General features: G+C 37.9%; 15 protein-coding genes. 7 read left to right on the plus strand and 8 right to left on the minus strand.

What is annotated here, in order from left to right:
- Positions 1 to 113 precede the first annotated feature (113 nt).
- The 4 genes from B9T25_RS14735 to B9T25_RS13230 all read right to left on the minus strand — a co-directional run bounded on the left by B9T25_RS14735 (position 114) and on the right by B9T25_RS13230 (position 3646).
- Positions 114 to 617, minus strand: a complete 504-nt coding sequence (locus tag B9T25_RS14735; protein ID WP_228146889.1) for a hypothetical protein — start codon at positions 615 to 617, stop codon at positions 114 to 116.
- Positions 592 to 885, minus strand: coding sequence for a hypothetical protein (locus tag B9T25_RS14740; RefSeq protein WP_228146890.1), 294 nt, complete (start codon positions 883 to 885; stop codon positions 592 to 594). Before B9T25_RS14740 ends, B9T25_RS14735 begins: the two co-directional genes overlap by 26 nt.
- A gap of 64 nt (positions 886 to 949) precedes the next feature.
- On the minus strand, positions 950 to 1135 hold the full coding sequence (locus B9T25_RS14745; RefSeq protein WP_228146891.1) for a hypothetical protein: 186 nt from the start codon (positions 1133 to 1135) through the stop codon (positions 950 to 952).
- Positions 1136 to 1498: 363 nt separating this feature from the next.
- Positions 1499 to 3646: an AmpG family muropeptide MFS transporter gene (locus B9T25_RS13230; protein ID WP_086188876.1), complete on the minus strand. Its 2148-nt coding sequence runs from the start codon at positions 3644 to 3646 to the stop codon at positions 1499 to 1501.
- Positions 3647 to 3849: 203 nt separating this feature from the next.
- Here B9T25_RS13230 and B9T25_RS13235 point away from each other — a divergent pair, with 203 nt between their 5' ends.
- Entirely contained in the window at positions 3850 to 6474 is a 2625-nt protein-coding gene (locus tag B9T25_RS13235) for a Lon protease family protein (RefSeq protein WP_416202367.1), read from the plus strand.
- A 58-nt stretch (positions 6475 to 6532) separates the two neighbouring features.
- On the opposite strand, the gene grxD is transcribed toward B9T25_RS13235, so the two are convergent.
- Positions 6533 to 6874, minus strand: coding sequence for a Grx4 family monothiol glutaredoxin (gene grxD / locus B9T25_RS13240; RefSeq protein ID WP_004648446.1), 342 nt, complete (start codon positions 6872 to 6874; stop codon positions 6533 to 6535).
- Positions 6875 to 7036: 162 nt separating this feature from the next.
- Here grxD and B9T25_RS13245 point away from each other — a divergent pair, with 162 nt between their 5' ends.
- Positions 7037 to 8248, plus strand: coding sequence for an aspartate aminotransferase family protein (locus tag B9T25_RS13245; RefSeq protein ID WP_086188878.1), 1212 nt, complete (start codon positions 7037 to 7039; stop codon positions 8246 to 8248).
- Positions 8249 to 8325: 77 nt separating this feature from the next.
- Here the strand turns inward: B9T25_RS13245 and B9T25_RS13250 are convergent, their stop codons facing one another.
- The 3 genes from B9T25_RS13250 to surE all read right to left on the minus strand — a co-directional run bounded on the left by B9T25_RS13250 (position 8326) and on the right by surE (position 11038).
- Positions 8326 to 9255, minus strand: coding sequence for a LysR family transcriptional regulator (locus tag B9T25_RS13250; RefSeq protein WP_086188879.1), 930 nt, complete (start codon positions 9253 to 9255; stop codon positions 8326 to 8328).
- Positions 9256 to 9348: 93 nt separating this feature from the next.
- Entirely contained in the window at positions 9349 to 10152 is an 804-nt protein-coding gene (locus B9T25_RS13255; RefSeq protein WP_086188880.1) for a peptidoglycan DD-metalloendopeptidase family protein, read from the minus strand.
- A 115-nt stretch (positions 10153 to 10267) separates the two neighbouring features.
- Positions 10268 to 11038 carry a 5'/3'-nucleotidase SurE gene (gene surE / locus B9T25_RS13260; protein WP_086188881.1) on the minus strand — a complete coding sequence of 257 codons (771 nt, stop codon included), beginning with the start codon at positions 11036 to 11038 and terminating at the stop codon, positions 10268 to 10270.
- Positions 11039 to 11149: 111 nt separating this feature from the next.
- Here surE and B9T25_RS13265 point away from each other — a divergent pair, with 111 nt between their 5' ends.
- The 5 genes from B9T25_RS13265 to B9T25_RS13285 all read left to right on the plus strand — a co-directional run bounded on the left by B9T25_RS13265 (position 11150) and on the right by B9T25_RS13285 (position 15019).
- Positions 11150 to 11530, plus strand: a complete 381-nt coding sequence (locus tag B9T25_RS13265; RefSeq protein WP_086188882.1) for an MCR_0457 family protein — start codon at positions 11150 to 11152, stop codon at positions 11528 to 11530.
- 199 nt (positions 11531 to 11729) lie between these two features.
- Positions 11730 to 12119, plus strand: coding sequence for an MCR_0457 family protein (locus B9T25_RS13270; protein WP_086188883.1), 390 nt, complete (start codon positions 11730 to 11732; stop codon positions 12117 to 12119).
- 115 nt (positions 12120 to 12234) lie between these two features.
- A complete protein-coding gene (gene dacC / locus B9T25_RS13275; protein WP_086188884.1) occupies positions 12235 to 13383 on the plus strand; it encodes a D-alanyl-D-alanine carboxypeptidase PBP5/6 in 1149 nt (382 codons plus the stop codon).
- 113 nt (positions 13384 to 13496) lie between these two features.
- Positions 13497 to 14036, plus strand: coding sequence for a gamma carbonic anhydrase family protein (locus B9T25_RS13280; RefSeq protein WP_086188885.1), 540 nt, complete (start codon positions 13497 to 13499; stop codon positions 14034 to 14036).
- Positions 14037 to 14161: 125 nt separating this feature from the next.
- Positions 14162 to 15019: an arylamine N-acetyltransferase family protein gene (locus tag B9T25_RS13285; protein WP_086188891.1), complete on the plus strand. Its 858-nt coding sequence runs from the start codon at positions 14162 to 14164 to the stop codon at positions 15017 to 15019.
- Positions 15020 to 15175 lie beyond the last annotated feature (156 nt).

Below are 15175 nucleotides of genomic sequence, written 5' to 3' on the forward strand. Positions count from 1 at the left end.
TAACTGCTGACTTTTTGCGCCTGTTGTAACTGTAATGGATTGACTACAGCAGAAGTTTGTCGTTGCTGCAAGGTACGAAAAGGCATGCTGATGACTTTGTTATTGACCAAACTCTAGACATTATTTTCATACACGGAAAGATCAGAAGTTTGAGTTAAACTCTGCAATTGATCTTGACCTTGCGTACGATAAGATTTCACGCTATCGATTGCTGTCGGCAAAACATTGCTGATTGTCGCCAACTGATCTATCGCATAAATTTCAATTGCACCAGCGCTACGCAACGCATAAAGCAAGCCATCACTGGCAAGATGCGTCACTGAAGCGATACCTGCTTGTTGGCGCGTTGATGCAACATCAGAAGCACCTTGTTGTAAATTGCTCACATCATAAACAAATGTATTGCCATTACTCAGATTGGCATAAAGCAAATTCCCTACTGTTTCCAAACGCACCACACAACTACGCTCACATTTTGGCAATGACAAACGTGCATATTTACGTGCTTTTAAACTCTTCTCTGCAACAACCTGACTTTGTGACCAGACATTAATACGATTTTCCATATCCGCTGAAAATATGTATTGATCATTAGTTGCAACAGAATGAGTATGCACAATTGATCACATCGCCCGACCATTGCCCTGTACCTAAAGCCATAATAAATTGTGGCATACCAGTACTGATATCAAAAACATCAACACAACTTGATGGGAAAGATGAAACGTACAGACGACTTTTATAAATACTCACATCATTTAAGGTATTCCACTGTTTTAAAATACCAGTGACCTTTTCAGGATCAATGGCAGTGAGAACTTTTTTATTTTTTAAGTCATAACGTAAAATTTTAGATTTTTCATTGCTATTGGCGATATACAGCACATCGCCATCTCTTGCAATTGCACGTGGATTCCATGCTTCTAAACCAAATGTATTTTGATCTAGTTTAGATGCACCATCGGCTGTACGAGTTTTTTAATAATGTGGATTGATCATTGTTATTTTCAGAAGGTGACTTTGGTGCAGTTTCACTCCCTAAAGCTGAGTTACCATTATCGGAGCCGCCACCGCCCCCACACCCCGATAATGCCAATACGATAGCTAAACTTAAAGCAGAAAACTGCTTATTCATCCTGATCCCCAATAAAAACTCAACTCAAACAAACAAACAAACAAACAAACAAACAAACAAACAAACAAACAAACAAACAAACAAACAAACAAACAAACAAACAAACAAACAAACAAACAAACAAACAAACAAACAAACAAACAAACAAACAAACAAACAAACAAACAAACACAACATAACATAACATAACTAGCTGATAAATATATTTATTTTTAAATAAAAAAGATCACTATAAATACTTATTCCTACATTTCAATCACATTATAAAATTTAAAAATCCTATTTCATCAATAAGATAAAATAGGCTTTTAAATGAGAACGGTGCGTAATTATACAATCCTCATCTCACAACCATTCACTCGTTCAAATTTGACGACTTGAATGCTCTTTTAATAATTTAGCCACCCACACCACTAAAACTAAAATTGGAATCCCAATTAAGGCAGTCATGAGGAAGAAATTCGGATAACCAATATTGCTCACTATAGTCCCCGAATACCCGCCTAAAATCTTAGGAGTTAAGGTCATAAGTGAGCTAAAAATGGCATATTGCACGGCCGTAAATGACACACTGGTTAAACTGGATAAAAATGCAATGAATGCTGCGCCAGCAAGTCCTGAAGCCAAATTATCCACAATGATGGCGAAATATAACCACAAAGAGCTATAAGGTTTAATCACCTTGCCTGTAATTTCCACTTCATCGGCAGATTGAGGGTTTACAGCAGGCAAAGGATCAATATTAAGATCTAAATTTTTGGCTGTCGTTAAATTCATATTAGTCGCATAGTTGTGCTGGGTGCTTGAAAGAGTGCTATTATTTTCAACAACTTCCGCGATGAGCTGCTTTGAAGCAGAATTCACTAAAGTCTCTGCTGGAATTGCCGCACTAAATACACCTGTTTTATCTAGATTAGCATCAAAACTTTGATCATCTAATTTTAAGATAATTTTTTGTGATTCAGCTAATGTCGGTCCAACATATTGACCACGAACCACTAAACTATTATTTCGCTCAGACAACGTAATTACATTGTCACTCGTCACAGGTAAAATTTGCATACTGAATTGCTGATCAGCAAGCTTTAAATATGGCAAAGTAGTAACTGCTGATTTTTGCGAAGCATCTTGATATTGTGCAGTGACCTGCACTTCATTGGCTTGTGCTAATACCTGACTCGGTACTTTTAGCTTCCAATATCCCACTTCATCAGACTGCACCTGATAACGATGTTGACCGATTGTGACATTCACATCATTGAGCTGCTGCCCTGATTTTACCAACCCGATAAAAATAAGATTGGTTGAGCTGGCCAATACAGCACCGACAAACATTAACTTCATAATATTGATACGCTGTGCAAGTAAGCCACCTAAAAAACCACCCAGCAAACTAAAAATCACCCCATAAATTTTAACGGCTTCGGCAATTTGTTCTTTGCTAAAGTTCAGATCTTGATAGAACACATTTGAAATGACCCCCGCAATAATGTCAGAAATGCGGTAAAAACCAATCAATAACAATAAGACCAATGCCAGTTTAACGCCATAACGCCTAAAGAAATCTGCAACGGGATTAACCCAAGTTTCAAATGCCATTTGCTTATTTACAGCGCCCATTTTCACCAGTAATGAACCAGCCAATAATGCAACAGCAGCAGAGCCAATAAAACGTAATGCTTCAAAGCAAAAAAGTAGGAAAGAATCTGAAATTTCAAATTGTGATTTAAGGGCTTCAGTTAAAGTTCCAGAGAAAATATAGCTCAGGACAAAACTCATTACAGCCACAAAAAATACCGCGACCAAACGATAATAATCGGTACGTTTATAATCTTTATAGATGCGATTGACTTGTGGTTCACGAATCACCAATGTGGTGATAATGCCCACCAACATCACAGCGGCCATGGCTAAATAGGTGATTTTCCATGCACTGTAGATATAGTTACCTTTCGCTGTCCCCAAGGATGCTGCCAAAAATAACGCTCCTGCTCCCGCCACAATCATCCCAATGCGATAACCTGCATTATAAGTCGAGGCAAGCACCGTCTGCATTTGTGTTTCAGCCAGTTCAATACGGTAAGCATCAATGACAATATCTTGCGTTGCCGCAGAAAAACCGAGCAACACCGCACCTACTGCCATTTGATATAAATAACTTTGACCCAAAGCTGGGTTAGAAAATGCCATGATACAAATGGCACAGATAATCAGCACTTGAGCAATGAGCAACCATGCACGACGTCGCCCTAATATTTTTGTCAGTATAGGTACAGGTAATTCATCAATTAATGGTGCCCAAACAAACTTGAAGGAATAACCCAGTGCAGCCCAGCTAAAAAATGTGACTGCACTTTTATCAATTCCTGCTTCTCCAAGCCATAAAGATAAACTCGAAAAAATAAGTAATATTGGAATACCTGCCGAAAAACCCAAAAACAGCATAATAAGCGCACGGCGATCTAGAAATGCAGTAAAGGCCGATTTCCATCCAGTAGATTGTGTTGTCATTGATTTATTATGTTCTGAAAAACTCAATGTCGCTATTCAAACGCGTAATGCGCTAGGTTTCAACAATATTTATGAAATCATTATTTTATTTTATCGATTAAAGCATCATGTCTGCTTGAATTTTTCAAACAAACCTGTATACCTTTAAATCTCTATCGCAATATTTCGTTTTGGATTTAACAGTGACCCAAAGACTCGAGCAAATGAACGCTTCTTTATCTACCAATATTATCAGCAACAATGAACAACCAAGCCAAAATATTTTAACTTCAGCATTTGAACGAGCAGAAATACAAAGCACCTTAGAAAAAACCCAACTAAAATCTGAACAACTGACGCATATTCCTAATTTTGAAAAAATTCCTGCGTCAACTCGCCGACTTAAACCGCTCAATAACTTTTTAGGGCAAGATCGTGCACGTGCCTCTGTAGAAGCAGGGATTGCATTACCTTATTCAGGCTATAACATTTTTGCTGTGGGTACTGCTGGCTTGGGTAAACGCACCATGGTTAAGCGTTTATTACAACAACATGCTAAAACCATGCCTACGCCAAATGATTGGGTCTATGTTTATAACTTTAAACTTCCCCGTCAGCCGATTGCATTAGAGCTTCCTTCAGGGCAAGCAGCAAAATTTCAAACTTTGCTGCACCAAGCATGGAAAACCATCTTAAAACAGTTAGAACGTCGTTTTACCGCTGAAATTTATCACAATCGAATCGAACTCATTCGCCAACACACTGGCGATGAACAACAAATCGCACTGATTGAGCTAACCAAAGAAGGTGCAGCGCTTGATTTAAAATTGATTACACGTAATGAAGAACATTGCTTTGTTCCAGTACATTTTATTAATGATTCACCTGAAGAAATGACCACTGAGCAAATTAATGCATTAAATAGCAAAGAACGGGCTGAAATTTCAGCCAATATGCGTTACATGGACAAAAAGCTAGAACGCTTAGGTTTACATTTGGGTGATTTAGAAGATGATGCACGCGATAAAGTACAAATTTTAAATCGTGATATTGCAAAACAAGTGGTTATGCCACGTATTGAGCAGATTTTGAATAAATTTGCTGAAGTTGAAGGCTTAAAAGACTATTTAAAATATTATGCTGAAGACATTATTAATAATGTCGAAATCGTACTTGAACAAGAAGAAGATGACTTTACCCCAGGGGTATTTAGTCGTGTTCCAGCGCGTTATCAAGCCAATATTATTGTTTCGCACAAACCGAATTCTGGTGCACCGGTTATTTTTGAAGACTTCCCAACTCACTATAATTTATTGGGTCATGTGGAACAATTGACTCAAAATGGGACCATCATCACAGATTTCACCCTCATTCGCCCGGGGACATTACATAAAGCCAATGGCGGCTTTTTAATGCTCGAAGCGGAGCAACTGCTTGAACAACCGTATGCATGGCAAGGTTTAAAACGTGCATTAAAGTCTGGGCAATTAAAACTATCCTCACTGGAACACATGCTCACTTTGACTGGTAGCATTTCAATTGAACCAGAATCTATTCCATTGAATTTAAAGGTGGTTTTACTTGCGGAGCCTGAAGTTTATTACGAAATTTTAGAAGTTGAACCAGAACTCGGTAGCGTATTTAAAATCCGTGCTGACTTTACAGATACATTACAACGTAATGACACTAATGAGCAGGCTTATATGCAATTGATTGCCGACTATGTGCAATCAGACAAACTCTTGCCTTTCGACCGTTCTGCTTTAGCTGCATTACTGACTGATTCCAGTCGTCAAGCCGAAGATCAAAGCTCATTGTCATTACATGCTTTAACTTTAGGCGATTTGATTCGTGAAGCACACCATCATGCACTCAAAGCGGATGATAAAACCGTTTCAGATAAGCATATCAATACGGCCCTAGATCACCGTAAATATCGCTTAGGATATTTACGTGAATTATATTGGGAAGATTTGTCTCGTGGTACACAGTTGATTGAAACCAGAGGACATCGTTTAGGTCAAATAAATGCGCTTTCGGTCATTCACTATGCAGATGTTGAGTTTGGTCTACCTTCACGTTTAACGGCATCAGTTTATCAAGGTGGTGGCGATATTCTGGATATTGAACGTAGTGTAGAGCTGGGCGGTTCATTACATGCCAAAGGTGTGTTACTGATGTCGAGTTTCTTAAAAGCACACTTTGGTCGTGAACAAACCTTGCATTTTTCTGCTGCCCTCGCCTTTGAACAAAGCTATGGTCAAGTCGATGGTGACAGTGCAACGGTGGCTGAACTTTCTGCATTACTCTCTGCCATTAGCCAACTACCCATCGACCAATCTTGGGCCATTACAGGCTCAATGAATCAACTTGGTCAAGTTCAACCGATTGGTGGAGTAAATGCGAAAATCGAAGGATTTTTTGATGCATGTAAACTTCAAGGCTTAACAGGTAAACAAGGTGTGATTATTCCACGCCAAAATATGCAACATTTAATGTTACGCCATGATGTGATTGAAGCGGTAGAAAAAGGTCAGTTCCATATTCATGCCATTCAAACGATTGATCAAGCCTTAGAAATTTTAATGGCTCGTCCTGTCGGCACCTTAAATAAAAAAGGTCGCTATAGCAAAAATTCAATTTATGCTGCGGTGATGGCACAACTTGAATATTGGCAAGCCATTGAAGATGGTGCAGCGTTTGAAGAAGTGTCGAAAAAAGCTAAAAAAAAGAAAAAGGCCCAAAAAAAGAACAAAGAAAAAGCTAAAAAACAGCCGACTCCTGCTGAAGCTGTCGAATCTGAAAACACGGTTACTGCTGCGCCAGAAGTGGAGTCATCTACTTCTTAAAAAGCACCCATAAAAAAAGCGCCACAAGGCGCTTTTTTTATGCTTTACAACAACTGAATTAAGCTTCAGCTGCTGGGCTATATTGTTCTACTAAAGATTTTAATTCACCTTTTTGGAACATATCCAGCATGATATCACTACCACCGATTAATTCGCCATTGATCCACAATTGTGGAAATGTAGGCCAATTTGCGATTTGCGGTAACATTGCGCGAATGTCTTGGTTTTCCAAAATGTTTACATAAGCAAATGGACGACCAATTTGACTGAGTGCTTCTACCGCACGTGCAGAAAAACCACATTGTGGGAATTGTGGAGTACCTTTCATATAAAGAAGTACTGCATGTTTAGCAATTTGGTCACGAATTAACGCTTCAGTATCGCGTGCTTGTTCAGTCATTGATAAATCCTCAACTCATCTGCCTCGCATTATACCCAAAACTTAGCAAAACAGTATGACTAAAGCAATATTTCCATTTTTATTTCTAATAAGGCTTTTATTCTTGGGTAGATTTTGCTTATATAAACTTTTATTTTCCCACCTAACAGATAAGAGTTAGTCATGAATAACATTACCCTTGCGCCCGTGCAACCTGATCAACCTTCACATTTGATGCCAGTATTTGGCCGTCAGCCGATCAGCTTTGTACGCGGTCGAGGTTCTTATCTTTATACAGAAGATGGCACTGAATATTTTGATGCACTCACAGGTATTGCCGTTTGTGGTCTCGGTCATGCCCATCCTGTTATTGCTGAAGCCATTGCTGACCAAGCTGCAACACTTATTCACACCAGCAACTTATTTGAAGTGCCATGGCAAACTGCTGCGGCGCAAAAACTTGCTGAAGTTTCAGGTATGGAAGAAATTTTCTTCTCCAACAGTGGTGCAGAATCAAATGAAGGTGCAATTAAAATTGCACGTAAATTTGGCTCTATGCAAGGCATTGCCAATCCTAAAATTATTGTTGCGGACCATTCTTTCCATGGTCGTACTATGGCAACTCTTTCTGCAACGGGCAATAAAAAAGTTCAAGAAGGTTTTGGTCCGCTGGTTGAAGGTTTTATTCGCGTACCTTTTGGTGATATGGAAGCCATTCAAGAAGCGGCTATTAATCATCCTGACATTGTGGCTATTTTTGTTGAACCTATTCAAGGTGAAGGCGGTGTCAATACCGCACCTCAAGGTTTTAGCTACCTAGATGAAATTCGTCAAATCTGTAACCAGCATAACTGGTTAATGATGCTTGATGAAGTTCAAACAGGTAATGGTCGTACTGGTAAATATTTTGCTTATCAACACACTGACATCGTTCCAGATGTTTTAACCACAGCAAAAGGTTTGGGTAATGGCTTTCCGATTGGTGCAGTGATGACCCAAGGTCGTGGTGTTGGTGTACTGACTGCGGGCAATCATGGTTCAACCTACAGCGGAACGGCATTGGGTTCACGTGTTGTTTATACAGTTATTGATCTGATTCAAAAAGAACACCTTGTTGAAAATGCTGCAAAAATGGGTGCTTATATTGTTGATCAACTGAAGCAACAGTTAGTCGATCAAAATGTGACAGTACGTGGTTTTGGTTTAATGATTGGTATTGAATTACCAAAAACCTGTGCTGAGTTGGTGAATATTGCACGCGATGAATATCATCTGATTATCAATGTCACAGCGGGTTCCGTTGTTCGTCTACTACCCACTTTGAACATCACTCAAGAACAGGCAGATCAACTCATTGCACGACTTGTGAAAATGATTAAAGCATTTTTAGCTTAAGTTTTTACATCATTAAATATGCAATCTAAGAATACGAAAAGCCGCTATTAGCGGCTTTTTTTAATACTTATTTGCTTTTATGAAGCATCTTGATAGATTCTACCACCAGATAATTGGCAGAAATATTGTTTTAATGCTTCTAGACAACGATGAATTTTCATTGGCTGTTGTTCACATTTTGAAATAATGGCATACAAAGTAAAACTGGGTAAGTTCCACTCTGGTAACACTTCAACTAAAGCACCACTGATTAAATCTTTTTGCACGTCTAAATATAAAATTCGAGCGATACCATGCCCTTGTTTACACAACGCTTTGGCAACCAAAACATTATTTGAGGTCAATCGAGATCTCATGTCTAAATTAATAATTTCACTTGTTACTCCATGTTTAAATGAAAAACTTTGATAATTTTTCATTACATTAATTGGAATTAAATCATGATTTTTTAAATCTTCAGGACGTGAAATTGGCGCTGATTGATTCAAATAACTTGGTGATGCAACCAAAACCTGCTCAACACGAGCAAGCGGCACAATATGCAAATTACTATCTTCAATTTTTGAACTCATTCGCAATGCAATATCTATACGACCATCAATGAGGTCAATATATTGATTATCTGCTTCTATATGAACTGCTAAACCACGGTGAGCCGACATCCAATGTGATAATGCTGGAATGACATGATTTGCAGCCAACTCTGGTGTCGTGGCAATACGCAAATCGCCTACAAGATCATCACGCAACTCATTAATTCTGATTTTTCCGCGCTCTGCAGCAGCGAGCATCTCTTGGCAGCTGTGGAAAAAAGCTTGTCCAGCTTCAGTCAAACTCAACTTTCTGGTAGAACGATGTAAAAGTATCACTTCCATCTCTTGTTCTAAAGAACGAATTTGCTGACTTACAGCACTGGTAGTAATACCCAAACCACGGGCTGCACCACTGAACGAATTTTTCTCTACAACACAAGCAAATACACCCATTGCTCGAAGTTGATCTAACATAAATTCCCCTCTAAAACTTATGAGATGCTTTATCTTTTGATAAAAGCAACTCATTGTATTATACGGTGAAATTTATGCATTGTATTAATTTATTTAATTAATAGGTAAAACCTTAGTTGGATCAATTGGCTTACCATCTAAACGCACTTGAAATTCCAGCATTGTACGGTTTGTACCCGACGCCCCCATTTCTGCAATTTTTTGACCTGCAGTTACATTATCTCCACTTTTCACATTCATTTTACTGTTATGTGCATAGGCTGAAATATAACCATTAATATGTTTAATCAAAATCAAATTACCATATTCTTTCAAGCCATCTGCCGCATAAACCACTTGCCCATCGGCTGCTGCATAAATAGCATCACCGATATTCCCCGCATAGCGAATTCCTTTAATATTATTGGCTAAATTAAAGTTTTGGATGACTGAGCCATTGCTTGGTTTCACCCAACGTAAAGCCGATATTTTAGAGGATGATACTGGAGCTGTTGGGATATTAGCCGCCACAGGTTTAGCTGGGGTCGTTGGTAGTTGCACTGTTTGACGTTGAATCGGTGCAGTTTGGGTGACCGCCTGTGTTGATGTGGTACGACGTGCCGAATTTTTTAAACGTAAAGATTGCCCCACATAAATACGATACGGCAATGCGATATCATTCATTTCAGCAACACTGACATAACCTAAACCATACCGTGCAGCAATCCCACTTAAGGTATCTCCAGATCGAACAGTGTAATAGTCTGGTGCTGTTGCATAACGCGTTACATTATTAACTTGTGGCTTTGAAGCGCAGCCACTCAAAATTATGGTGGAAATAACAGCCGTAGACAACACTATGGTTTTCAACAAGGCTGAAGGCACAGCAAATAAGCGATATTGTGACACCAAGTGCATTAATCTTCCTCTCTACATACAAATGTATTTATTGGTTTGCGCTAAGATTAGCAAAAAAGTATGTGAAAAATAATTTCAGCTCTGCATTTTCACAAAGTTATAACACTACTCAGCACTATTTGGAAAATTGCGCCTGTAATGTATTCAAAATTTCATAATTTGTAGCATCCATTTGAATCGGTGTGATACTCACAAAACCATTCGCTACTGCAAAAAAATCTGACTCTATTTCAGTTAAGCCTTTTTGTGGTTCAGCCACGGCCTCACCAGACAAACCAATCCAATAAACTTGACGACCACGTGGGTCTACATGGCTGGTAATCGGTTTTGATTGTCTGCGTCTACCCTGATAGGTAATTTTTGCGCCTTGTAATACGGGTACATCTGGAATATTCACATTAAAAATATGACGTGGTGGTAACACAGGTAAACCGGCGGCAATAAAATCATGTACCCATGGGGCAGCAAGAGCATAATCTTTGGGATGCTCGTAGGAACGAACATTTTGTCCTGCCATCGAGACTGCAATTGCAGGTTGTTTCATTAAGCGACCTTCAAAGGCTGCACCTACTGTTCCAGAGTAAAGAACATCATCACCTAGATTAGCACCACTATTAATTCCACTGACCACCAAATCGAATTCAAAGTCGAATAAACCATTCATGGATAGATATACACAATCTGCTGGCGTTCCATTCACAGCCCAAACATCAGATGAAATTTGAATAGGACGTAATGGGCGATCTAAAGTTAAGGCACTGGAAAAACCACTACGCTCACTTTCAGGCGCAACAATAACCACACGACCCAGTGGAGCTAAAGCATGCGCAAGCGCTTGAATACCTGGAGCAAAAACACCATCATCGTTGGCAATTAATATATTCACTTAAAAAATCTCGTAATGGTTAAAAATGACTGGTAAGAACATTTTATTGAATTATATAAAGAATTATATATATTTAACGCCCGACATCCATTCAAAATATGTGACTCAAAAATGATTAAAATGATCTCATTTCGTGGCTTATTCAGCTTAGGCGTTGCAGCGCTATTATCACAAGCCGTTTTAGCTAATGAGGGTTTAACACCAGCTGAAGCCAACACCATGGTTAAAGAAGATATTGCTTCAGCTCAAGTCATGATTGAAGTATGCCCTGCAATCATTGGTAAAAATGCAAAATTTGATCAAAACACTCAACAACTGATTCAGTCTTACCTACAAGATTATTCAGATAAATCTGCAACTTATGCTAATATTCAATCTGACACTGAATATAAATCAATTCTTAATGAAGCACGTCAAGCTGCTAAAGAAACCAGTCCAGATGAACAAAAATCAGTTTGTGATGATGTGGTAAATTACGAACATAATGCGTAAGCTTAAATAGATTAAACATCTTATATACGGGTATAAAGAATATTAATCTTTATGCCCTATTTTTTAACTTCGATACTTGAATTACATTGAATAAGCATGTTTTTTCAACAGCTTCGATACATTTGTGCACTTACAATTAACAAAAATACAGTTAAGCTTATTATATTGTTCTGTTTTTAAATAATTTAGGTCTGCTTAAATGAAATTATCTATGTTCAAATCTCTTTCTTTAAGTCTTTTAACCACTGCGCTCATGACCCTTTCTGTTACCCATGCAGCTACGCAACAAGATGAAAATATTGAAGTTACCCCAACTCAAAAAATCACCCAACAAGAACTTGCTGCCATTTATGTTTTATCAGAAGTCTGCCCAAGTTTAATCAAAGAAAATGATCAATTTAAAAAAGGTTATGCAAAACTTGCACAAGAATATTTACCAGAAGAACAAAACCCAGTAAAAGCACTTGAAAAGCTAAGTCAGCAGAAAAGCTTCAAAAATATTTTAGCTGAAGCAAAGTCTGATGCGAAAAAAGCAGGTGATGTTAAAAATAAACAAATTTGCCAAGAATTGACGACATACAATAATTGATACAAATTGGTTACAATACTTTTAAAATAAGCCGATTTCCCCGTAGAAGTCGGTCTAGCTTTATCCTAAAATGCTAGCACTTTGTGCTTATATCAAGATACTGGAACCACCTAGAATGACCCACAAAAGCGTCCTTGCTGCACTATTACTATTACCAAGTTTTACTTACGCAGCAACTGTCTTATCTGTACCTCCAGAACTCAATAATAAATCTTATGTTTTGATGGACTATGAGACAGGGCAAATTCTCGCATCAAAAAATGAAAATGAAAAATTAGCACCTGCTTCAATGACTAAAATGATGACCAGTTATATCATCGAACAAAAGTTGTTGAGTGGTGACCTGACGGAAGATGAAAAAGTTCGTATGAACGAATCTGCATGGTGTCGTGGTAGTAGCACGGAATCATGTATGTATGTACCACTCAACGGTACTGCAACAGCATTAGAAATGCTGCGTGGGATTATCATCCAATCAGGTAATGATGCTTCTAAAGCCATGGCAGAACATATTGCAGGTAATGAAGGTACTTTTGCTCACATGATGAATGAAGAAGCAAAACGTATTGGCATGAAAAATACCAGTTTTGTCAATTCAACAGGTATGCCTGCCGAAGGTCACTACTCGACTGCAAAAGATATGGCGACTCTTGCGCAACACATCATTCATGACAGCTCAAAGTATTACCCAATCTACTCTGAAAAAGAATTTTCTTTTAATGGGATTAAACAAGGTAATCGTAATGCCTTGCTTTATACCGACCCAAGTGTAGATGGTTTAAAAACAGGTCATACAGATGAAGCTGGTTTCTGTTTAACCACTTCCGCTAAACGCGGTCCACTGCGTTTAATTTCAGTGATTTTTGGTGCGCCAAGCATGAACGAGCGCGCATCACAAACTCGTGAAATTTTAGCATGGGGTTATGCAAACTTTGAAACGGTAAAAGTACAGCCTGCAAATCAAGTTTTAGCTAAAGCTAAAGTTTGGTACGGTAAAGAAAATGACGTGAAAATTGGCTTAGCTGAAAACTTCAATGTTACCTTGCCAAAAGGTCAAGCCAATGCCATCAAAACTCAATTGGTTGTGCAACCCAAACTTACGGCTCCGCTGAAAAAAGGACAAGTGGTTGGTAAGTTTGTCGCTAGCCTAGATGGTAAAGTTATTTCAGAAAAACCCCTCGTTGCACTTCAAGATGTTGAAGAAGCAGGTTTCTTTGCAAAAATGCTTGACCATATCAAACAATTCTTTAGTAATTTATTTTAATTAAGTCCTAATAATCTTATTAAGCCTTAAACTAAAGATAAAGCACTCCTACTTCGGTATGAGTGCTTTTTTATTTTATAATTCCTGTAGCCCTTCAATATTGACTTATCATCATGAAAAAGAATATTCGCCCTTATTTAGATCAGCATCCTAAAATTGACGCTACTTGTTATATTGATGATCTTTCCGTCGTCATTGGCGAAGTATCTTTGGCTGAAAATGTTTCGGTTTGGCCTTTTGCCGTGATTCGCGGTGATGTCAATTATATCAAAATCGGCAAAAACTCTAATGTACAAGACCATGCCATGTTGCATGTTAGCCATAAAAATGCAGCTAAACCCAATGGTTCACCGCTGATTATTGGTGAAGATGTCACCATTGGTCATCATGTGACTTTACATGGTTGTACTGTGGGTAATCGAGTTTTAATTGGCATCAATACCATTGTTTTAGATGATGTGATTATTGAAGATGATGTAATGATTGGCGCAGGCAGCTTAGTGCCACCACGTAAAATTTTAAAAAGTGGTTATTTGTATATTGGAAGCCCCGTACAACAAGTCCGCCCGCTAACAGAAAAAGAATTGGAATTTTTACCTTATTCAGCACAGAATTATGTAAAGGTGTCGAATAACTATTTGAATCAAATTTGATTTCGCATAAGAGATTTTATGTTAAATGGGTTGGAAATTATTTACAAAAGTGATTGTCAAAAGTGCTGTTATAAAAATATGATATTAAAGTATTTAAAATTATTAATTTGGTAATAACTATGACTTTGAATCTATCTATTTCTCAGCGCTATCTAAAAAAGATTGGATTCAATCGGGAGTTTTCCCCAACCTTGGAAAATCTTCAAGAACTTTTATCCTTACATGTTCAGAATATTCCATTTGGAAATTTAGCTCCATTTCTAGGGGATGAAGTTTTATTAGATCCTCAAGTCATTGCCGATAAACTCTTAGATCAAGGTCGTGAAGGCTATTGCTTAGAACAAAGCACACTGACAAAAATTGTTTTGAATGAGCTTGGTTTTGAAACATTCAACCTACTAGGAAGAGTTTATTATCAAAATATGAAGGTCGAGATGGCGCCAACTCGAACCCATTTAGTGACGATCGTCAAAATTGATGGAATCTTGTATTTATATGACCCTGGATTTGGTGGAATGACGCCAGCAGGTGTTTTATCGTTAAATGAAGTTAATGCAGTGCAACAAACACCATTAGAAAAATTTCGTTTGATTGATGTGAAAGATACAGATATTCCTGAGTTTGCTTTAACAGGAATGAAATTTATGTTGCAAGCTTATGTGAAAGAAATATGGATGAATGTGTATGCTTTTAATCCAGAGCAAGCAGTTGCTGAGTCTGATCTAATTTTAGCGAATTGGTATGTTTCGACGTCGCCAAAGTCGGTATTTACCCAGAATTTGATGTTCTCGATTATCAAGAATAATGAAAAAACCTCATTAAATAATAATGTGTTAAGAACACATGGTAAGTTAGGCTCAACTAAAAAAGAGCTAGTCACTATTGAAGATTATCAATCTACGCTGAAATCAGTTTTTAATGTCAATATTGAGCAAATCGATTTTCTCAAAGTTTTTAATAAAATCAATAATTCTGTTGCCTAACACTCATATTTTCTAACAGAAGATCTAGTTGATAATCTTAAAAGCAGATAATAAAAAAGCCCAACATCCTGTTGGGCTTTTTTACATATTTGATGCGTTGGTATAACTCCTGTCGTACCTCACATTCCCTGTATCTGATCTTATTATTCTTATCTG

The organism is Acinetobacter sp. ANC 4470 (genome assembly GCF_002135335.1).
Taxonomy (GTDB): Bacteria; Pseudomonadota; Gammaproteobacteria; order Pseudomonadales; family Moraxellaceae; genus Acinetobacter.

What these genes read in the sequence shown, in the direction of transcription:
- B9T25_RS13235 (WP_416202367.1), top strand. Translation starts at nt 3,850, where the DNA reads ATGAACGCTTCTTTATCTACCAATATTATCAGCAACAATGAACAACCA.
- B9T25_RS13255 (WP_086188880.1), bottom strand. Translation starts at nt 10,152, where the DNA reads ATGCACTTGGTGTCACAATATCGCTTATTTGCTGTGCCTTCAGCCTTG.
- grxD (WP_004648446.1), bottom strand. Translation starts at nt 6,874, where the DNA reads ATGACTGAACAAGCACGCGATACTGAAGCGTTAATTCGTGACCAAATT.
- B9T25_RS13250 (WP_086188879.1), bottom strand. Translation starts at nt 9,255, where the DNA reads ATGTTAGATCAACTTCGAGCAATGGGTGTATTTGCTTGTGTTGTAGAG.
- B9T25_RS13245 (WP_086188878.1), top strand. Translation starts at nt 7,037, where the DNA reads ATGAATAACATTACCCTTGCGCCCGTGCAACCTGATCAACCTTCACAT.
- dacC (WP_086188884.1), top strand. Translation starts at nt 12,235, where the DNA reads ATGACCCACAAAAGCGTCCTTGCTGCACTATTACTATTACCAAGTTTT.
- B9T25_RS13265 (WP_086188882.1), top strand. Translation starts at nt 11,150, where the DNA reads ATGATTAAAATGATCTCATTTCGTGGCTTATTCAGCTTAGGCGTTGCA.
- B9T25_RS13230 (WP_086188876.1), bottom strand. Translation starts at nt 3,646, where the DNA reads ATGACAACACAATCTACTGGATGGAAATCGGCCTTTACTGCATTTCTA.
- B9T25_RS13270 (WP_086188883.1), top strand. Translation starts at nt 11,730, where the DNA reads ATGAAATTATCTATGTTCAAATCTCTTTCTTTAAGTCTTTTAACCACT.
- B9T25_RS14745 (WP_228146891.1), bottom strand. Translation starts at nt 1,135, where the DNA reads ATGAATAAGCAGTTTTCTGCTTTAAGTTTAGCTATCGTATTGGCATTA.
- B9T25_RS13280 (WP_086188885.1), top strand. Translation starts at nt 13,497, where the DNA reads ATGAAAAAGAATATTCGCCCTTATTTAGATCAGCATCCTAAAATTGAC.